Source organism: Lampropedia cohaerens (assembly GCF_001005215.1).
Classification (GTDB): Bacteria; Pseudomonadota; Gammaproteobacteria; order Burkholderiales; family Burkholderiaceae_C; genus Lampropedia; species Lampropedia cohaerens.
The window spans coordinates 1-17,589 of record NZ_LBNQ01000041.1; the positions used below are offsets into that span (position 1 = coordinate 1).

The following is a 17,589-nucleotide window of genomic DNA, read 5'->3' on the forward strand; positions in this document are numbered from 1 at the left end:
CGGGGCGACCTTGTGAATCACATCTCGACGTAATTGGGCCCGCCGCCGCCCTCGGGGGCGACCCAGACGATGTTCTGGGTCGGGTCCTTGATGTCGCAGGTCTTGCAGTGCACGCAGTTCTGCGCATTGATCTGCAGGCGCTTGCCCTGAGGGCTGGCTGCATCGTCGATGAACTCGTACACGCCCGCCGGGCAGTAACGTGCCTCGGGTCCGCCGTATTGCTTGAGGTTGACCTGCACCGGCACGCTGGCATCCTTGAGCGTCAGGTGCGCCGGCTGGTCCTCGCTGTGGTTGGTGTTGCTGATGAATACGCTCGAGAGCCGGTCGAAGGTGATGACACCATCGGGTTTCGGATAGTCGATCTTGGCGCACTGCGCCGCTGGCTTGAGGAAGGTGTGGTCGGGCGCGGGGTTCCTGAGCGTCCACGGCGGTGTCTTGATGCCCAGCCTGGGCAGCAGCCAGTGCTCGATGCCGGTCATCAGCATGCCAACGGTGCGGCCTTTCTTAAACCATGGCTTGAAGTTGCTGGCGGCCTTGAGCTCCTGGTACAGCCAACTCTTCTCGAACGCCTGCGGGTAGGCGCTCAGCAGATCGTGCTGGCGCCCGGCTTGTACCGCCTCGAACACCGCCTCGGCCGCCAGCATGCCGCTCTTGATCGCCGCGTGGCTGCCCTTGATGCGGCTGGCGTTGAGGTAGCCTGCATTGCAACCCACCAGCGCGCCACCGGGGAAGATGGTCCTGGGTAGACTGGGGATGCCGCCGTTGTTGATCGCCCGCGCGCCGTAGCCCAGGCGCTTGCCACCTTCGATGTGCTTGAGAATGGCTGGGTGTTTTTTCCAGCGCTGCATCTCCTCAAACGGGCTCAGCCACGGGTTCTTGTAGTCCAGGCCGATGACAAAGCCCAGCGTGACCTTGTTGCCTTCCATGTGGTAGAGAAAGCCCCCGCCGAAGGTTTCCTTGTCCATCGGCCAGCCGGCTGTGTGGACCACCAGGCCAGGCTGCGCCTTCTCGGGCGGCACTTCCCATAGCTCCTTGATGCCGATGCCAAAGCTCTGCGGCGCCGAGTCGGACTGGAGGTTGAATTGCTCCAGCAGCTGGCGCCCGAGCTGGCCACGCGCGCCCTCGGCAAAGATGGTGTACTTGCCGTGCAGTTCCATACCGAGCTGGAACTCGGCCGTGGGCTGGCCGTCCTTGCCCAGCCCCATGTTGCCGGTGGCAATGCCCTTGACGGAGCCGTCTTCGTTGTAGACGACTTCGGTGGCGGCAAAGCCGGGGAAGATTTCCACGCCCAGTGCTTCGGCCTGCTGGCTGAGCCAGCGCACGACGTTGCCCAGGCTGATGACGTAGTTGCCCTTGTTGTGAAAGTTGTCGGGCACCAGTGCCGCAGGCGTCTTGGTAGCGCCAGTCTCGCTGAGTAGCAGCACTTCGTCGGCGGTGACAGGCTGGTTCAGCGGCGCGCCCTTGTCCTTCCAGTCGGGGATGAGCTCGCTCAACGCAATCGGGTCCATCACCGCGCCCGAGAGGATGTGCGCACCGGGCTCGGAGCCCTTCTCAAGCACGACGACGTTGATCTCCTGGTCTTTCTCGGCTGCCAGCTGCTTGAGCCGGATCGCCGTAGCCAGCCCGGCCGGCCCGGCGCCAACAATCACCACGTCGTATTCCATCGACTCACGCGGGCCGTACTGCTCTAGGATTTCTTGCGGGGTCATCTTGGCTGGTTCCTGTGGGGGAGGTGCCGAGTGCATCGCTCGGCACGCACATAGGTGTGTCTGTTCTGGCGGTGTCGATGGGCAAATGCCCTGCGGCAAGCTTGCCGCTTTCTTGTGGCAATGCCTGTCCTGTGTGTGACCGGGACAAGCCTTGTTACTGCTAACAATGGGCCAGTTCTAACTTGGCCCGATGGGCGGTCAATCATACAAGGAAGCACCCATGGCTTACAGCATTGATCTGTCGGGGAAAACGGCGCTCGTCACGGGGGCCTCCAGTGGACTGGGGGCGCAGTTCGCGCAGACGCTGGCAGCAGCCGGTGCTGCCGTGGTGCTGGCCAGTCGGCGCCGCGCCAGCCTGGAGGCGTTGCAAGCCAGCATTGCCGAGGCTGGCGGTACGGCCCATGTGGTCCAGCTGGATGTGACGGACTTTGGCGGCATTGATGCGGCCATCGCGTGCGCCGAGCAGATCGCCGGTCCGATCGACATCCTGGTCAATAACTCCGGTGTGAGCACGACGCAGAAGCTGCAGGACGTGATGCAGCAAGACTGGGACTTCGTGCTGGACACCAATCTCAAGGGCGCATTCTTTGTCGCGCAGGCGGTGAGCCGGCGCATGCTGGCACGTGCGCGCGCCAATGGCGGCTGGATCGAGGGCGCGCGCATCATCAATATCGCATCAATGGCTGGACTCAAGGTGCTGCCCATGATCGGCATCTATGCCATCAGCAAGGCAGGCGTGGTGCAGATGACCAAGGCCATGGCCATCGAGTGGGGGCGCTATGGCATCAATGTCAATGCGCTGTGCCCCGGCTACATCGAAACGGAGATCAACCGCGCTCATTTCCAGACCGATGAAGGCAAGAAGCTGGTGAATATGCTGCCGCGCAGGAAGGTTGGCCAGCCGCAGGATCTGGACGGCCTCATCGTGCTACTGGCCAGTGCCCAGAGCCATTTTGTCAACGGTGCGGTGATTGCGGCCGACGATGGCTTTGCCGTGTGAGGATGGCGCGGCGGATGCCGATATCCAAGGAACGTTGCAAGCGCTGTTGCCAGCGCGAGAGCGTGCAGCGGAAGCAGTGTGCAGGCAGCTTGCGGGCGTTTCGGCTGTTTCCTACAGTGCGCAGCGCGCCATCGCGTTAACATAGCTCCCAGCAAGGGGCATTCGGCGCGCGGTGCGCAGGCATCGGCAGGACATGGTCTTGTCCTGGCCCGGGATGCCACTACATGGTTTTTTTGCGGCCGTTGGCCGTATCACAAGGGAGGTTCAGCATGGGAATTTTTTCTGGCAAGTCGCAACCGCGTGACGATTTCGAGCGTCTGGTCAACGAGCTGCGTGACGTGATCTCCAGCCGCGATCTGGATGATGTGCCGCAGATTCGCCAGTTGCGTCAGAAGTTCGACGATGGCGTGCACAGCCTGCAGGATCTGCGTGAATCGGCGGTGCGTACCGCACAGGAGGCTGCTGCGCGTGCCCGTGAGGGCGCCGATGTCGCCAATCGCTACGCCCACGATGAGCCGTGGCAGGTTGCCGGCGTGGCGCTGGCTGCTGGTGCGCTGATTGGCTTTCTGCTCGCCCGTCGCTAAACGCCGCATGCATGGCTGCGGTTTGGCCTTGCTGCTTGGGCAGCATGGCCTGCCAGCCAAGCGCTTGCGCCAGCTGTCTGGTCATGGGATCCCGGGCCTGGCAGCTGGCGTTTTTCATGGCCGGCCTATGCACGGTTTTCGTAGTCCGTGACGCATCCTGGCGGTGCACAGCGGGGAAGGTCGTGCACAGCGCTTCAAGGAGTTGATCGTGTCCATTGACTGGCAATCATTGCTTGGTATTACGCGTGTTCGCGAGACCGCGCGCTATTGGCTGGAGGAAGGCAGCATCGCCGTTTCCGACCGGCTCGATCTGTTGGGCATTGAAGCCAAGCGCCAGATGGTGGCGGTAGTTGGCGTGGTCGTTGGTGCGGTGCTGGCGCTCGTGTTCCTGTTTGGCCTGCTGTTCATCGGCTCGATCGCCGCGCTGCTGCACTACGCCCACACTCCCGCATGGGGTACCGCATTGTGGGTGGTGCTCGGCGCCTGGGCACTGGCGTTGGTCATTGCTGCGGTGGTTGCAGCATGCATGGTCCGGCGCCTGGCCAAGCCCTTTGCGCTGACCAGGCAGGTGATTGCTCAGGACATTGCCACATTCAAGGAGCGACTATGACGACGCAACGAGCGCCGGGAACCGGTGCCATGCATTCGCGCAATGACAGCCTTGCCCGCATGCAAGAGACGTTGGACGTGGCCGCCACGGGCGCGCTTGCTGGTGTTCCTGTCAGCGCCGAGGAAGAGCAGGTACTGCGACGCATCGCCGAGCAGCGCAGGCGCATCATCGAGCGCCGTGCGCGTGCGGGCAGCCAGGCGGTGGCTATGGGCCTGCATGGCCAGCGGGACGAGGGCGGTGCGCCGCATGCTTCCTCATTGCTGGAGCATCCGGTGGTTGCTGCCGGGCGCGATGCTGTCCTGCGCCATCCGATTGCCATTGGCTTTGCCCTGGGTTCGGCGCTGGTGCTGGGGCCGCGGCGGCTGTGGCGCGTGGCACTGGTGGCCGCGCCGTGGGCGCTGCGCGGCTGGCGGCTGATTGAGCGTACCAATCGGGGCAAGGTGCGCGCACGCCGCTGAGGATCGGTTCTCGATCTTTTCATGCGTTGTGTTGACGCAGCCGGTGGCGCTGCGGTAGCGGCATGCGCGGCGGATTTGTGCTGAAATGAGCGCTTTCTGTTGTCGTTATCTGACTGAACCGCCATGCACGCTTTGCCACTTTCGCAGTCGCTAGCGCCTGATGCCGCGCTGTCGCATCTGACGCGCAAATGGGACGAGGACATCCTCGATTGCCTCAAGCGCTACATTGAGGTGCCTGCCAAGTCGCCGATGTTCGAGAGGGACTGGGAGACATTGGGTTTCATTGACCGTGTCGTCACCGACGCTGCCGACTGGGTTCGGGCACAGCAGATTCGTGGCCTGCAGCTGGAGATCGTGCGCCTGCCAGGGCGCACCCCGGTGCTGTTCTTCGAAGTGGCAGCTTCCGGGCATGCGTCGCAGCAGACCGTGCTGGTCTATGGCCACCTGGACAAGCAGCCGGAGTTTTCCGGCTGGCGCAGCGATCTGGCGCCGTGGACGCCGAAGTACGAGAACGGCAAGCTCTATGGGCGAGGCGGTGCCGACGACGGCTATGCGGTTTATGCCAGCGTGGCGGCGATTCAGGAGCTGCAGCGCCAGAACGTCGCGCATCCACGCATCGTTGGGCTGATCGAGACTTCCGAGGAAAGCGGCTCGGTCGATCTTTTGCCGTATATCGAGGCGCTCAGGCCGCGCATTGGCGACGTTGCGCTGGTGGTCTGTCTTGATTCGGGCGCAGGCAATTACGACCAGCTGTGGCTGACAACCAGCCTTCGCGGCAACATCACCGGCACGCTGAAGGTGGAAATCCTCACGGAAGGCGTGCATTCGGGTGAGGCGTCGGGCCTGGTGCCGTCGTCGTTTCGCATCATGCGCGAGGTACTGGACCGGCTGGAGGACAGCCGCAGTGGCCGGCTGCTGCCCGAGATTTTCCATTGTGCTATTCCCCCAGAGCGCATCGCGCAGGCGCGTGCGACCGCCGCCATCCTCGGCAATGACAGCCAGACGCGCTTTCCCTGGGTGCATTACGACTGCGGCGGCACCACGCAATGGGCGTTGCCGACCACGCAGGATCCCGTGGAAGCGCTGTTGCGGCGCACCTGGCGGCCTACGCTCAGCGTCACCGGTGCGGAAGGCCTGCCGCCCCTTGACAGTGCCGGCAACGTGCTGCGGCCTTACACGGCCTTCAAGCTGAGCATTCGCACCCCGCCGCTGGTGGACGTGGCCGCCTGCGTGGCGCAGATGAAGCGCCTGCTTGAGGACAATGCGCCCTACCAGGCGCGCGTGACCTTCGAGGACGTGCAGGGTGCCGATGGCTGGAATGCGCCTGCCATGGATGACTGGTTCCGCAGTGCCGTGCAGCAGGCCAGCCAGACTTATTTTGGCGCCGACTGCGGCTACATTGGTCAGGGCGGCACGATTCCGCTCATGGGGCTGCTCAGCCAGGGCTTTCCGGCCGCACAGATGATGGTCTGCGGCGTGCTGGGGCCCAAGAGCAATGCCCATGGCCCCAACGAGTTTCTGCATGTGCCCTATGCCAAGCGCCTGACGGCAGCGGTTGCGCACGTCATTGCCAGCATGCCGGCAGGCCAAGCATAGCGGTCTGTGCCGTCGCGGGGCGGCCGGTGCGACTGCGCGAAAGTTTTAGCCCGCGCCTTCGCGCAGGCACAAGGAGTCGGTCAACTGGGCCAGCATGGCGTCACAGGCGTCGAGCTGGGCCAGCTCGATGTATTCGTCGGCCTTGTGTGCCACCTCGATGCTGCCGGGCCCGCAGACGACGACGGGTGTCTTGTCCCACAGTTGCTGGAACAGGCCGCCCTCGGTGCCAAAGGCCACCTTGGTGTGGGGCGTGTGCGCAGGCAGGCAGCGGGCCAGCAGCTGCACGCCCGGAGCGTTGCTGGCGGTGCGCAGGCCGGGGTAGGCCACCAGCTGCTCAATGGCGGGTGCTGCGGGCGCTGTGGTGCAGCCCTGCAGCTGCGCTGCCTGCTGCATGCGCACCAGTGTCTTTTCGCGTACGCATGCCAGGACGTCGTCCGGATGGTCGTCGGTCACGAAGCGGATCTCGAAATCCAGCACGCATTCGCCGGGCACGATGTTCAGGGCCTTGCCGCCTTCGATCCTGCCGGCGTGGATGGTGGTGTAGGGGATGGCGTAACCCGCTTCGCGCGGCCCGGTCGTGGCCAGGTCACTTTGTACCTCGCGGATGGCGCTGACCAGATCGGCAGCGGCGTGGATGGCATTGGCAAAGCGTGGCGCAAGCCCGGAGTGGCCTTCCTGGCCACAGCAGCGCGCGCGGTAAGCCGACTTGCCCTTGTGACCCAGGCCGATCTGCATCAGCGTGGGCTCGCCGACCAGGCACAGCAGTGGCGCAGGCAAGTTGCGCTGCCGTAGCGCCTGCAGCAGGTGGCGCACGCCAACGCAGCCGATTTCCTCATCGTACGACAGAGCCAGGTGCAGCGGCCTCTGCAGGGGCTTGTCGGCAGCCTGCAGCATGGTGTGCACGGCACAGGCGACAAAGCCCTTCATGTCTGCACTGCCGCGGCCGTAGATGCGGCCATCGCGCTGCGTGGCCTCGAAGGGCGGGCTGGTCCATGGCTGGCCTTGCACTGGTACGACGTCGGTGTGGCCCGACAGTACGATGCCGGGTGCATCCATCGGTCCGGTACTGGCAAACAGGTTGGCGCGGCCCGGATCCGTGGGATCGCACACCAGCGAGGATGCAATCCCGGCCTGGTTCAGAAGCGCCTGGATGCGTTCGAGCAGCGCAATGTTGGGGCTGCGCGAGACGGAAGGAAAGGCAATCAGCTCGTGCAGCAACGCCAGGCTGGATGGGGTGGCAGTCATGGTCTCAGGCGCCGCTGTCGGCGGCAGGGGTGGTCATGTGGGGGTCGAAGAAACTGGGCGCGCTCATGCCCGGAATGTACTGGTCGGAGATGTAGGCGCGGCAGCGCTGCATGAACACCCGTGTGAGGTGGGATTGCTCCATGGGCTTGTAGGTTGCCAGACCCAACAACATGGGACGCTGCTGACCGGCCAGGCGCACGCGCACGAAGCGCTTGCCATCGAGCGAGTAGTTGGAGCGCGGGCGCACGTTGAACAGGGCGTAGCCAATACCGTTGGCCACCATGGAGCGCACCACATCCTCCGAGCGCGAGCGGGCCACGATATTGGGCTCCAGCCCCTTTTGCGCGAACACCGAGAGGAAGTAGTCCCGGCTCATCGGCAGGTCCAGCAGCACCATGGGCAACGCGGCCAGCTCTTCGAGCGTGACCGCCGACTGCTGCGCCAGCGGATGCAGCTCACTGACCAGCACGTGCAGCGGCAGGCGTGCCAGTGCCTCGAATTCAATGCCGTCGCTCAGCTGCAGGTCGTAGGTGAGCGCGACGTCAATCTCGACGTTTTGCAGCCGGGCCATCAGCGTGCGCTGATCGCCCTCGACCATCTGCAGGTTGACCTTCTCGAACGCCCGCGCGAAGCCGTAGATGACCTCCGGCGCGATCATCGGCGCCAGTGACTGGAAGCACCCCACGCGCAGCGCGCCCTGCATCACGCCGTTGGCCGCAGAGGCAATCTCGTACAGGCTGGAGGCGCGCTCCAGCAGGGCCTCGCACTCTTGCTTGAGCTGGGTGCCAATGGCGGTCAGTGCCAGCCCTTTGGAGGGATGGCGCACGAACAGCTGCACGCCCAGCTCCGCTTCAATGTGCGCGATGGCGGCCGAGATGGAAGGCGAGGAAATGTGGATTTGCGCGGACGCCGTGGCGATGCTGCCATGTTTGGCAGTGGCCACGAAGTACTCCATTTGACGCAAAGAGATGCGGTTGAGCATAGGGGTGATCAGCGGGCTGGAGGGAGGCTGCGTATTCTCCTGCGAAGTGTCGCGCGCGTTGGCAGGCAGTCGGCGGTGGGGTTATTGGCGAGCTGGCCATTGGCCAGGCTCTGCGGGGGGGCGCAACTCAAGGATTGCCGGGCACCCCAAAGCTGGGCGCAGCGCGCGGATCGAGCGCGCGGGTGACGTAATCCTGCGCCTGGGGTCCGTAGACCGACCATGCGCGCTGCAGCGCGGCAATCGGGTCTTCCTCGACCCAGTCGATGCGCAGATCAATGATCGGCCACTCCAGGCGGTCGCACACCAGCAGGCCTGCTGAATGGACCGGGCCAGCTTCGCCGCCCGCTGCCTCGCCCGCAGCCAGTGCCTGCATCAGGCGATCGGCCAGGCATCCGTGTGCCTGCTCGAACGCCGCCAGCATCGCGGCAGGCACGGTGTCGCTGGCCAGCAGGTTGCCGGCGCAGGCGGCGTCACGGCCACTGGCGCTGGCAATGGTGCCCAGCGTGGCTGCCCCAGTGAAGATGGCCGGCGCATGGGCGGCATCGATGGCCATGAGCTGTCGGTATTCGATGAACGGCACTTGCGCAAAGGAGGCCAGTGCCTGCTCGGGCGTCATGCCGGCGGCCATGCGGTCGAGCGCTTGCGGGCCCAGCTGCGGGTCGGTGGTGCACTGGCTGACGGCAGCGCCAATGCCGCTGCGCACGCGGATGCAACGTGCTGCCACGGCGGGTGAGGAGGAGGCCACGGCCGCGCCGAACTGGCCGGATGCGGGGCAGCGTGCAATGATGGAAAAGGTCATGCCGATGGGGCGGGTAGGGGCTGCGATCAGTCGGGGATGACGGCGGTGGCATCGATCTCCACCAGCCATTCCGGCCGGGCCAGGGCGGAGACCACCAGACCGGTGGAAACAGGGAACACGCCCTTGAGCCAGCGGCCCACGACGCGGTAGACCTCCTCGCGGTAGCGGGGGTCGACCAGATAGATGGTGATCTTGCAGATGTCCTGCAGCTCGCCGCCCGCTTCGCGCAGCAGCATGTCGATATTGGCCATGGCCTGCTCGGCCTGGCCCTTGGCGTCGCCGATGCAGACGCTTTCGGAGGTGTCCAGGTTCTGGCCGATCTGGCCGCGCAGAAACACGGTACGGCCCCGCGCGACGACGGCCTGGCAGAGGTCGTTGTCCAGGCGTTGCTCCGGGTAAGTGTCCTTGGTGTTGAAGGTGCGAATGCGGGTGTGCTTCATGGCAATCAGGGGAAGGGGACAATGCAACCGGCCGGCGCTGCCGCCGTGTCGGAGGTGGGCTGCGCCCGTGCGGCCAGCCTTGACGGGGCGCAATCGTCGCGCAACGGCGCAGTCCTGCCTATTTGGGATTTCCGGCTGCGTGTGTCGGAATTTCCGATCCATGGCGCGTGCGTGTGCCCTGCAATGCCGGTGGGGGGCTGCGCGGGCGGTTCGTCAGGAATTGCGAGCCATCCGTAAGGAAAAGGCGACTTGGCGTAGTGCCGGGCCTCTTTCATCATTCATGCGCACCACACTGGCGGGCGCCACGTTCCTGCGCTGGGCTGGTGTTTTCCGACAAGGCGCCTGCGTCGCCTCCGCTTTCCTGGTTTTACCCATCTCCGATTGAAAGAGGTTTTCCATGATCCAAAAATTGATTGCCGCCAGCACATTGGCCAGCGCGGTACTCGCCAGCACCGCCTGGGCGCAGGAGCCACTGGTTGTCAGCACCTGGGGCGGCAGCTTCCGCGACCTGATCGATGAGAACATCGGCCAGGAGTTCACCCGCCAGACCGGTGTGCCGGTGCGGTACATCACTGGCGGCACCATTGATCGCCTCAACAAGGCCAAGCTCGCCAGCACGCCCGAGAGCGACATCACCTTCACCACCTCGCACATCGGCTGGCTGTATGCCGATGCCGGCCTGTTCGAGCCGCTGGACACCAGCAAGCTGGCCAACTACGACCATGTGGTCGAGCAGGCCAAGATCAGCCCCTACCACGTCGGTAGCTGGGCCTATGTCTACACCATTGGCTACCGCCCGGATCTGGTGCCCCCCAGCATCACGTTCGAGAGCTGGGAAGACCTGTGGAGCGAGCAGCTGCGCGGGCGCATCGCTGCACCGGACTTCGATCCCAGCCACATCATCGCCGTGGCGGCCAAGCTCTCCGGTGCGGATGCGGGGAACTGGGAGCAAGGCCAGGACAAGCTCAAGGCGCTCAAGCCCAACTTCAAGGCGTTCTACACCAACGATGCCAACAGCCAGCAGCTAATTGCCTCCGGTGAGACGCCCATCCAGGTTGTGCTGTCCATGAATGCCTACCACATGATTGGGCAGGGCGTTCCCATCAAGGTGGTCGTGCCCAAGGAGGGGGCCGTGCTCGGCGTGGACGCGATGGGCATCATGAAGGGCAGCAAGCAGCAGGAGCTGGCCTACAAGTTCATGAGCATCGCCCTCTCTCCGGAGGTGCAGGCCAAGATCGTGGCTGCCAAGAAGGCTAGCCCCGTGGTCGATAACGCTACTGTCAGTGCCGAGGATGCGGCACTGCCCGGGGTGTTCACGACGCCCGAGCAGTGGCAGACGCAGGCACTGGTGATTGACCACAAGTTGCGTGCCGAGAAAACCGCTGAATGGCGCAAGTGGTTCACGGAAAACATCATGAACTAAAGCGCCTGCGGGGCGCCGGCAGACAGCCTGCGGCAGCCGATGCGGTTGCCGGGCCCGTCACGGTGCCCCGGCAGTATTTGTGCAACCCCGAGGGGCGCCGGAGCAGGCGGCAGCCTGCGAAGCCCTCGGCACTATTTTTTTTGACATGAATCAGCGATCCGGGTTGAAGGCGTGGCTGGTCTCGCCTGCCATGCTGGTGGCGCTGTGCATCTGTGCCGCGCTGCTGACCGTCTTCCAGTTCAGTTTCCGTGCATTCGTTCCCGGCTCGCTCGGCGTGGGTGGCTTCACGCTGGAGAACTTTGCCGGGTTTGGCAAGGCCATCTACGCGCAGGCCTTCTGGAACACCTTTTTGCTCAGCCTTGAAACCACCGTGGTCACGCTGGTGGTGGCGTATCCGCTGGCCTATGCCATGGTGCGCGTGCGCCACCGCGGTCTGAAGGCATTCATTCTCATCGTCTCCATCACACCGCTGTTTCTCGGCGAGATCGTGCGCACCTATTCCTGGCTGATCGTGCTGGGAAGCACGGGCTTCATCAATACGGTGTTGCGCCAGTTGGGCGTGATCGAGTGGCCGCTGCAGCTGATGTTCTCGCATCTTGGCGTGCTGATCGCGCTGGTGCATGTGACCATTCCGGTGGTCGTGCTGATGCTGGCAACGGCCATTTCCCATATCGACCGTGACTACGAGAAGGCAGCCCAGAGCCTGGGTGCCGGGCCGGTGCGCACCTTTGTGACGGTGACCCTGCCACTTTCCATGCCGGGCATTCTCGCCAGCATCACCACGGCCTTCGCCTGGACGTTCAGCGCCTTTGCAACGCCACAGATGATCGGTGGCGGTCGGGTGCATACGGTCTCCACTTTGGTGTATCAGCTGGGCTTTTCCTCGATGAATTTCCCCCTGGCAGCAAGCCTGAGTGTTGCTGGCCTGGTGCTGACCGTGGTGTCGCTGATGGCACTGGGCGTGGTGACACGCAAACTCAAGAAAATCGGAGGGCACTGACATGCGCATGCGTTCTTCTCTGCCGTTGCCCCTGCGCATGGCTGGTTACCTGGTCGTGGCGCTGCTGCTGGCCTTCGTGCTGCTGCCGGTTCTGGTGGTGACCGTTGCGGCCTTCAACGAGCAGGCCATTTTGAGTTTCCCGCCCCAGTCGTGGTCGTGGAAATGGTTCGAGCGCGTCTTTACCTACCCGGACTTTCGCAACGGCTTTCGCGCCAGCCTGATCGTCACCGCCTGGGCTTCCGTGCTGGCGCTGGCGATTGGTACGGCGCTGGCGATTGCCGTCAAGCGCATGGACTTCGCCGGCAAGCAGACCCTGCAGGCCATCTTGCTGTCGCCGTTGGTCATTCCCCACTTCACGCTGGGCCTGGGGCTGCTGATGCTGACGGCACAGTTCAATGTCGGACGCAATTATGCGGTGGTCATTCTGTGCCACGTCATGCTGGTATTGCCCTTTGTGCTGCGCAGCGTCTACGTCTCGATGGAAAACCTGGATGAACGCCTGGAGCAAGCGGCCGCGAGCTTGGGGGCATCGCCCGTGCGGGTGCTGTGGACGGTCACCATTCCGCTGCTGGCACCCGGTCTTTTCGGGGGCTGGCTGTTTGCCGCCATCATGTCGTTCAACGAGTTCACGGCGTCGCTGTTCATCACCAACCAGAGTACCCAGACGCTGCCGGTTACCATGTACAACTATGTGCGCGAGTATGCCGATCCGACACTGGCGGCGCTGTCGGTGGTCTACATCGTGGTGACGGCCAGCCTGCTGGTGGTGGCCAACCAGTTTCTCGGCCTGGGCAAGGTGCTCAATATCGAGCAGGGGCGCTGACCCGCAAGTCCCGAAGTCCTGGGCAAGCGAAAAAAAGCCGCGTTGGTTCGCGGCTTTTTTGCTGCCTGCGGCAATCGTCAGTAGCCGCGTGCGGCCTCGACCTGGTGATGGGGAGGCTGGCCCTGGCTGACGCGCAGGATGTTCTGGGCAATCTGCTCGGCGGCCGAAGCGGGAATCGCCACGGACGCCAGGTGCGGCGTGATCAGCACGTTCTCCATGCGCCATAGCGGGTCGTCGGCAGGCAGGGGTTCGTGCTCGAACACATCCAGCGTTGCGCTGCCCAGGTGGCCCTGCTGCAGCAGCTCGGTCATGGCGGTCTGGTCGATGAGTGCGCCCCTGGCGACGTTGACGACGGCCGCACCTTGGGGCAGCAGTTGCAGGCGTCGGCGATCGAGCAGGCGGTGGGTCTGCGCCGTCAGTGGCAGCATGACCACCAGGATGTCCGCAAGCCGCAGCACGTCCTCCAGCGTCTCCATGCCGCTGTGGCAGTGCACCCCGGCGATGGTGCGTGGGCTGCGTGACCAGCCGTGGACCTCGAAGCCCTGGCGCTGCAGCTCCGCTGCGGCATGCGCGCCCAGTGCCCCCAGCCCCAGCACACCCACCCGGATCTCGGCCGGTGCGCGCGGGTGGCGGTAGGCCCAGGTGCGTTGGCGCTGCGCCTGCTCGAAGTAGGGGATGTCGCGGGCATGGCGCAGCACGGCAAAAAGCACGTAGCCGGCCATCATCTGCGACATTTTCGGATCGACGATGCGGGTGATGGGAACGCCGCTGGGTAGATCGCTGCGGCCCACCAGCGAATCGACGCCGGCGCCGAGATTGATGATCAGCCGCAGGTTGGACATCTGCGCGAAGAAGCCCGCAGGGGGCTTCCAGACCAGCGCGTAGTGGATGGCGCGGGGGTCATGCACTTCATCGGGGTGCAGGATCTGCAGTTGTGGCAGCTGCGCCTGCAGCGCGCGCTTCCAGACGGAGAAATCGTCGCACGCGCTGAAGAAGACCAGCGCGCCGGAAGGGGGTGTTGCGGTCGAGGGTGTCATGGCGTCAGCGTCAGTGTGCACGGGCGATCAGGCGGGCCATCGCCTCCAGTGCCATTTCATAGCCATCGGCACCCAGGCCTGCGATCACGCCGTCGGCGGCCTTGGAGATGTACGAGTGGTGGCGAAACGCCTCGCGCCGCCAGATGTTGCTCATGTGCACTTCGAGAATGCGCCCCGGATAGGCCAGCAGCGCATCGAGGATCGGCACCGAGCTGTAGGTCAGCCCCGCTGCGTTGATGATGATGCCGGCACTGGTGCCGCGCGCCTGCTGGATCCAGTCGACCAGCTGCCCTTCATGGTTCGATTGCACGAACCGCAGCTGCAGCTGCAGCTGCGCAGCCCTGGCCTCGCAGCGCTGCTGCAGGACGGGAAAGCTGTCGCTGCCGTAGGTCTGGTTGGCATCCAGTCCATACAGGTTGGCATTGGGGCCGTTGAGAAACCAGACGGTGGGCGCGGTGGAGACAGATGTAGTGGGCATCACAGACAAGGGATTCAGGCTTCGTGAGGAATGGTGGCCTGCATGGCCGGCAGCGCGGCAAAGCGCGCAAACCACGCCGCCGCTTCAGGGTGTGCTGCGCGCCAGTCCAGCTCGGGGAAGCGGAAGTCGAGGTAGCCCAGCGCGCAGCCGATGGCGACTTCGCCAATGCTTGGCGCCTGCACGGCAAGCGTGGCGGCCTGGGCATCGATGGTCGCCACACAAGCCTGGACCTTGCCCAGCTGGGCCTGCCGCCACGCGGGGAACTGCAGCGCGGGCGGGCGGGCAACCGTCTCATAGCGGGCCAGCAGGGCGGCGTCCAGCAGGCCATCACCCAGCGCCTGCAGCGTCAGTGCGTGCCAGCGCTGCGGCCCGCTGGGAAACAAGGTCGCAGGCGATTGCGTGCTGGCCAGGTATTCGCAGATGACCCGGCTGTCATAGAGGCTCTGCCCGTCGGGCAGGATCAGCGTGGGGACCTTGGCCATGGGATTGTGGGCTGCAATGCGTGCATCGCGCCGCAAGGGGTTGGCCGCGCTGTCGAGCAGTTCGATCTGGTCGCGCAGCCCGCACAGCTGGGCGCAGACCATGACCTTGCGGACAAAAGGGGAGGTAGGGGCGTAGAGCAGTTTCAGCATGATGGGTCAACAATTTCGGTGAGGCGGTTGCACTGGCCTTGACGTCCTGAACCCGTGGTGCTCGTAGCGTCCTGGTAGCTGGCAGAGTACGGCGCAGAAGGCCTTTCCATGCCATTTTTCTGCTGGCGCTTTGGAGGGGGGCGTTTGCAACGCCCGCTTTGCCTGCATCACGGTCACTGGGTTTGCAGCACGAGCTTGCCGAACACCGCGCCACTTTCAAGCAGCGTGTGCGCCTTGGTGGCCTCGTGCAGAGGCAGCGTGGCATGCAGCGTCGGGCCGACGCGGCCATCGGCAACCAGCGGCAGAACGTGCTGGCGCAGCGCGCGCGCCATGCGGGTCTTTTCGGCGTGGGTCTGCGGGCGCATGGTCGACGAGTGCAGGCTGAGCTGTTTCTGCATCAACGTCAGCAGATCCAGTGCCACGGTCGCGCCGCGCATGAAGGACAGGCTGACATGACGCCCGCCGAATGCCAGCGCCTCGAGGTTGCGTGCCACGTAGTCACCGCCGACGATGTCCAGCACCACGTCCACGCCGCGGCCCTGAGTGAAGGCCAGGCATGCCGCGGTGAAGTCGGCGCTGGTGTAGTCGATCACCTGCGCTGCGCCCAGCGCCTGCAGGGCCGCAGCGCGCGCCGCGTGCCCGTCCGTGGTGATGACTGTTGCGCCCGCGGCATGCGCCATGCGGATGGCCAGGGTGCCGATGCCACCGCCGCCGCCGTGAATCAGCACCGTCTCGCCCATGCGCAGCCGGCCCAGCTCGAATAGGTTGTGCCAGACCGTGAACAGGCCTTCGGGCAGCGCCGCGGCGGCTTCGACGCCAAGGCCGGGAGGGCAGGGCAGGCAGTGGTCCAGGTCGGCAACCGCCCATTGCGCGTAGCCGCCGCCCGGCAGCAGCGCCATCAGGCGCTGGCCGAGCCAGCACGACGCCACGCCGGGGCCACAGGCTGCGACGACACCGCATGCTTCGAGGCCCAGGATGTCGGTCACGCCGGCAGGGGGCGTGGCCTTGCCTTCACGCTGCATGATGTCGGGCCGATTGACGCCGGCGGCATGAACCTGCAGCAGGACTTGCCCGGGCCCTGGCGTCGGCACGGGACGCTCGACCAGCGTCAGCACGCTGGCGTCGCCCGGTTCGCGGGCGATGATCGCCTGCATCGAGGAGGGGATGGTGCTCATGCGTGTCTGGCCTCCGGCTGGAAGATGCTGATACCGTCATCGGGCAGGGCCAGGCCGACGACGGCGCTGACGGGCCACTGCTGCATGGCCTGCAGGCCGGGGCTGCGCACCATCACGCGCTGGCGGCCCTCCACCGGGATGTCCACGTCGACGTAGGTGTTGATGTGATCGCCCTGGAAGACGTGGTTGACGACGGTGCCGCTGAGCACCGACTGCGCGTGCAGCGGCTCAAGCTGGATTTGCTCGGGGCGGATGTAGACATCCAGCCGGCCGCCGTCATGCTGCTGGCCGACCAGGCGCGTGCGATTGACGCTGATCAGGCCGCTGCCCAGACGCAGCTGGATCATGCCGCCCTGCTCGCCGTGGTATTGCGCCGGCAGGATGTTGACGTCGCCGAGGAACGAGGCCACGAACGGATCCTGCGGACTGCGGTAGAGCGCATCCGGCGTGGCGATCTGGCGGATTCTGCCTGCCGACATGACGGCGATGCGATCGGACATGCTCAGCGCCTCGCCCTGGTCGTGCGTGACGAAAACGGTGGTGACGCCCAGCTGGCGCTGGATATCGCGGATCTCCACCTGCATGGCACCGCGCAGGCTCTTGTCCAGAGCGGAGAAAGGCTCGTCAAGCAGCAGCACCTTGGGGCGGATGACCAGTGCGCGTGCCAGCGCCACACGTTGCTGCTGGCCGCCCGAGAGCTCCTTGGGCTTGCGCTGGCCCAGTCCATCGAGTTTGACCAGCCGCATCACATCTGCCACGCGCTCGGCGATTTCCTGTGCCGGCACGCCCCGCATCTTCAGGCCGTAGCCGATGTTGCGCTCGACGTTCATGTGCGGGAACAGCGCGTAGTTCTGGAACACGATGCCGATGTGGCGCTGGTGGGCCGGCAAATTGGTCACCAGTTGCCCGTCGATGAAGATCTCGCCGTTGTCGGCCTCGGCAAAGCCGGCGATCAGGTTGAGCAGGGTGGTCTTGCCGCAGCCCGATGGGCCGAGCAGGGTCAGGAACTCGCCACGCGCGATCTTGAGCGTCAGCGCGTGCAGAACGGTCTGGTCACGGTATTTCTTGACCACGCCTTCGAGACTGACGGCGATGTCGGCGCCGTGTGGGTCCTCTGCGGACATGGGGCTATCACTGGAGCGCATGGTGTGCTGGTTCGGTTAGGTCCTGGCGGCGCATACGGCATGCCGTGCGCGCCGCAGCGGGAACGAAGGCAAAGGGCGCGGGCGCGCGATCTGCGCGGCGCGGCAAAAGCGGGAAAAGGTGGTCAACACCTCCTGGCGAAAAAGTGTGCCAGATGCGCTGCGCAAAAGGTTGGCTTGGCGCTTTGTCGTTCCTGATGACCATGTTCGGAAAAACGAAAGCGGCAGCGACCACGCCGTGCGGCACCGCTGCGTTCCAACGGCCGTGGGCGGGCTTTGCTTTTTCCGAGGCGCCGCGTCCAAAAATCCAAGTTCTCAAGCGGTGGCCGTTTGCGCACACTTGCCGGCGAAGCGATCGGGCACAAGCGCCGCGCCCATGCCCTGCGAGGCCGGCGCGCGTGCCTGAGCGCAGATGCGCGGCGTCAGCCCGTGTGAAGCCCAAGCGGCCGGGCGTGC

At 64.9% G+C, this 17,589-nt stretch carries 18 protein-coding genes; 8 read left to right on the top strand and 10 right to left on the bottom strand.

The window, feature by feature from the left end; translation table 11 throughout:
• Window positions 1–17 precede the first annotated feature (17 nt).
• On the bottom strand, window positions 18–1,709 hold the full coding sequence (locus AAV94_RS13430; RefSeq protein WP_046741805.1) for an electron transfer flavoprotein-ubiquinone oxidoreductase: 1,692 nt from the start codon (window positions 1,707–1,709) through the stop codon (window positions 18–20).
• 220 nt (window positions 1,710–1,929) lie between these two features.
• Here AAV94_RS13430 and AAV94_RS13435 point away from each other — a divergent pair, with 220 nt between their 5' ends.
• The 5 genes from AAV94_RS13435 to AAV94_RS13455 all read left to right on the top strand — a co-directional run bounded on the left by AAV94_RS13435 (window position 1,930) and on the right by AAV94_RS13455 (window position 5,957).
• Window positions 1,930–2,709: an SDR family oxidoreductase gene (locus AAV94_RS13435; protein ID WP_046742856.1), complete on the top strand. Its 780-nt coding sequence runs from the start codon at window positions 1,930–1,932 to the stop codon at window positions 2,707–2,709.
• 269 nt (window positions 2,710–2,978) lie between these two features.
• Entirely contained in the window at window positions 2,979–3,293 is a 315-nt protein-coding gene (locus AAV94_RS13440) for a glycine zipper domain-containing protein (protein WP_046742733.1), read from the top strand.
• 208 nt (window positions 3,294–3,501) lie between these two features.
• A complete protein-coding gene (locus AAV94_RS13445; RefSeq protein ID WP_197408074.1) occupies window positions 3,502–3,903 on the top strand; it encodes a phage holin family protein in 402 nt (133 codons plus the stop codon).
• On the top strand, window positions 3,900–4,361 hold the full coding sequence (locus AAV94_RS13450; RefSeq protein ID WP_046742735.1) for a hypothetical protein: 462 nt from the start codon (window positions 3,900–3,902) through the stop codon (window positions 4,359–4,361). Before AAV94_RS13445 ends, AAV94_RS13450 begins: the two co-directional genes overlap by 4 nt.
• 123 nt (window positions 4,362–4,484) lie before the next feature.
• Complete coding sequence (locus AAV94_RS13455; RefSeq protein ID WP_046742736.1) at window positions 4,485–5,957, top strand: M20/M25/M40 family metallo-hydrolase; 1,473 nt, start codon at window positions 4,485–4,487, stop codon at window positions 5,955–5,957.
• A gap of 45 nt (window positions 5,958–6,002) precedes the next feature.
• Here AAV94_RS13455 and argE read toward each other — a convergent pair whose 3' ends face one another.
• The 4 genes from argE to AAV94_RS13475 all read right to left on the bottom strand — a co-directional run bounded on the left by argE (window position 6,003) and on the right by AAV94_RS13475 (window position 9,423).
• Entirely contained in the window at window positions 6,003–7,202 is a 1,200-nt protein-coding gene (gene argE, locus AAV94_RS13460; RefSeq protein WP_046742737.1) for an acetylornithine deacetylase, read from the bottom strand.
• Window positions 7,203–7,206: 4 nt separating this feature from the next.
• Window positions 7,207–8,184, bottom strand: a complete 978-nt coding sequence (locus tag AAV94_RS13465; RefSeq protein ID WP_046742738.1) for a LysR substrate-binding domain-containing protein — start codon at window positions 8,182–8,184, stop codon at window positions 7,207–7,209.
• A 127-nt stretch (window positions 8,185–8,311) separates the two neighbouring features.
• The gene (locus tag AAV94_RS13470; protein ID WP_046742739.1) at window positions 8,312–8,983 is read right to left on the bottom strand and encodes a DUF1028 domain-containing protein; all 672 of its coding nucleotides are present in this window, start codon (window positions 8,981–8,983) and stop codon (window positions 8,312–8,314) included.
• A 26-nt stretch (window positions 8,984–9,009) separates the two neighbouring features.
• Window positions 9,010–9,423, bottom strand: coding sequence for a RidA family protein (locus AAV94_RS13475; protein WP_046742740.1), 414 nt, complete (start codon window positions 9,421–9,423; stop codon window positions 9,010–9,012).
• 397 nt (window positions 9,424–9,820) lie between these two features.
• Here AAV94_RS13475 and AAV94_RS13480 point away from each other — a divergent pair, with 397 nt between their 5' ends.
• From AAV94_RS13480 to AAV94_RS13490, 3 genes are all read left to right on the top strand, one after another.
• On the top strand, window positions 9,821–10,846 hold the full coding sequence (locus AAV94_RS13480) for an ABC transporter substrate-binding protein (protein WP_046742741.1): 1,026 nt from the start codon (window positions 9,821–9,823) through the stop codon (window positions 10,844–10,846).
• A 145-nt stretch (window positions 10,847–10,991) separates the two neighbouring features.
• The gene (locus AAV94_RS13485; protein WP_046742742.1) at window positions 10,992–11,846 is read left to right on the top strand and encodes an ABC transporter permease; all 855 of its coding nucleotides are present in this window, start codon (window positions 10,992–10,994) and stop codon (window positions 11,844–11,846) included.
• A 7-nt stretch (window positions 11,847–11,853) separates the two neighbouring features.
• The gene (locus AAV94_RS13490) at window positions 11,854–12,669 is read left to right on the top strand and encodes an ABC transporter permease (protein WP_231731435.1); all 816 of its coding nucleotides are present in this window, start codon (window positions 11,854–11,856) and stop codon (window positions 12,667–12,669) included.
• A gap of 77 nt (window positions 12,670–12,746) precedes the next feature.
• On the opposite strand, the gene AAV94_RS13495 is transcribed toward AAV94_RS13490, so the two are convergent.
• The 5 genes from AAV94_RS13495 to AAV94_RS13515 form a co-directional block, all read right to left on the bottom strand.
• Entirely contained in the window at window positions 12,747–13,706 is a 960-nt protein-coding gene (locus AAV94_RS13495; protein ID WP_046742744.1) for a 2-hydroxyacid dehydrogenase, read from the bottom strand.
• A gap of 10 nt (window positions 13,707–13,716) precedes the next feature.
• The gene (locus AAV94_RS13500; RefSeq protein WP_046742745.1) at window positions 13,717–14,184 is read right to left on the bottom strand and encodes a type II 3-dehydroquinate dehydratase; all 468 of its coding nucleotides are present in this window, start codon (window positions 14,182–14,184) and stop codon (window positions 13,717–13,719) included.
• 14 nt (window positions 14,185–14,198) lie between these two features.
• Window positions 14,199–14,816, bottom strand: a complete 618-nt coding sequence (locus tag AAV94_RS13505) for a glutathione S-transferase (RefSeq protein WP_084824939.1) — start codon at window positions 14,814–14,816, stop codon at window positions 14,199–14,201.
• Window positions 14,817–14,989: 173 nt separating this feature from the next.
• Complete coding sequence (locus AAV94_RS13510) at window positions 14,990–15,991, bottom strand: NAD(P)H-quinone oxidoreductase (protein WP_046742746.1); 1,002 nt, start codon at window positions 15,989–15,991, stop codon at window positions 14,990–14,992.
• Window positions 15,988–17,115, bottom strand: a complete 1,128-nt coding sequence (locus AAV94_RS13515; RefSeq protein WP_231731436.1) for an ABC transporter ATP-binding protein — start codon at window positions 17,113–17,115, stop codon at window positions 15,988–15,990. Before AAV94_RS13515 ends, AAV94_RS13510 begins: the two co-directional genes overlap by 4 nt.
• Window positions 17,116–17,589 lie beyond the last annotated feature (474 nt).

Excerpts from the sequence above, each read along its gene's own strand:
- AAV94_RS13430 (WP_046741805.1), bottom strand. The coding sequence starts at position 1,709 with ATGACCCCGCAAGAAATCCTAGAGCAGTACGGCCCGCGTGAGTCGATG.
- AAV94_RS13435 (WP_046742856.1), top strand. The coding sequence starts at position 1,930 with ATGGCTTACAGCATTGATCTGTCGGGGAAAACGGCGCTCGTCACGGGG.
- AAV94_RS13440 (WP_046742733.1), top strand. The coding sequence starts at position 2,979 with ATGGGAATTTTTTCTGGCAAGTCGCAACCGCGTGACGATTTCGAGCGT.
- AAV94_RS13450 (WP_046742735.1), top strand. The coding sequence starts at position 3,900 with ATGACGACGCAACGAGCGCCGGGAACCGGTGCCATGCATTCGCGCAAT.
- AAV94_RS13455 (WP_046742736.1), top strand. The coding sequence starts at position 4,485 with ATGCACGCTTTGCCACTTTCGCAGTCGCTAGCGCCTGATGCCGCGCTG.
- argE (WP_046742737.1), bottom strand. The coding sequence starts at position 7,202 with ATGACTGCCACCCCATCCAGCCTGGCGTTGCTGCACGAGCTGATTGCC.
- AAV94_RS13465 (WP_046742738.1), bottom strand. The coding sequence starts at position 8,184 with ATGCTCAACCGCATCTCTTTGCGTCAAATGGAGTACTTCGTGGCCACT.
- AAV94_RS13470 (WP_046742739.1), bottom strand. The coding sequence starts at position 8,983 with ATGACCTTTTCCATCATTGCACGCTGCCCCGCATCCGGCCAGTTCGGC.
- AAV94_RS13475 (WP_046742740.1), bottom strand. The coding sequence starts at position 9,423 with ATGAAGCACACCCGCATTCGCACCTTCAACACCAAGGACACTTACCCG.
- AAV94_RS13480 (WP_046742741.1), top strand. The coding sequence starts at position 9,821 with ATGATCCAAAAATTGATTGCCGCCAGCACATTGGCCAGCGCGGTACTC.
- AAV94_RS13485 (WP_046742742.1), top strand. The coding sequence starts at position 10,992 with ATGAATCAGCGATCCGGGTTGAAGGCGTGGCTGGTCTCGCCTGCCATG.
- AAV94_RS13490 (WP_231731435.1), top strand. The coding sequence starts at position 11,854 with ATGCGTTCTTCTCTGCCGTTGCCCCTGCGCATGGCTGGTTACCTGGTC.
- AAV94_RS13495 (WP_046742744.1), bottom strand. The coding sequence starts at position 13,706 with ATGACACCCTCGACCGCAACACCCCCTTCCGGCGCGCTGGTCTTCTTC.
- AAV94_RS13500 (WP_046742745.1), bottom strand. The coding sequence starts at position 14,184 with ATGCCCACTACATCTGTCTCCACCGCGCCCACCGTCTGGTTTCTCAAC.
- AAV94_RS13505 (WP_084824939.1), bottom strand. The coding sequence starts at position 14,816 with ATGCTGAAACTGCTCTACGCCCCTACCTCCCCTTTTGTCCGCAAGGTC.
- AAV94_RS13510 (WP_046742746.1), bottom strand. The coding sequence starts at position 15,991 with ATGAGCACCATCCCCTCCTCGATGCAGGCGATCATCGCCCGCGAACCG.
- AAV94_RS13515 (WP_231731436.1), bottom strand. The coding sequence starts at position 17,115 with ATGTCCGCAGAGGACCCACACGGCGCCGACATCGCCGTCAGTCTCGAA.